Genomic DNA, 386 nt, shown 5'->3' with positions numbered 1-386 from the left:
CCTGCGCTATGGCGATGGCGGCACACTTTCCCGGTTCGACCTGAACGATGTGGTGGAACAAGCCTGCCAAGGTCTCGCGCACGCTGCACTGTCCCGCGATATCGAATTCTCTTTGGAACGTTGCGCGCAGAGCCTGATGATGGACGGGGACCCCACACTCCTTGGAGAGGCGATCACCAACCTCTTGGAAAACGCCCTGCGCCATGGCGGCGACGAGATGACCAGAATTTCGGTGCAAACGGGCATGGACGACGCCGTGATTACTGTTACTGTGCAGGACGACGGCCTAGGCATTCCGCTTGACCAGGCTGAGACGGCGTTCCGCCGGTTCTCACAGTTGCGCAACGGCGAGGGAACCGGCCTTGGACTTGCGATCGTTGAACAGG

1 protein-coding gene is annotated in these 386 nt (G+C 60.4%); it reads left to right on the top strand.

What is annotated here, in order from left to right; translation table 11 throughout:
• A partial coding sequence (locus tag ACXAG7_RS20025) for a sensor histidine kinase (protein ID WP_476667934.1) occupies positions 1–386 on the top strand: 386 nt, incomplete at both ends.

This window comes from Tenacibaculum sp. AWR4_210, from assembly GCF_056160945.1.
Note: the sequence above shows the minus strand (reverse complement) of the source record. Positions and strands in the feature narration are given on the sequence as shown.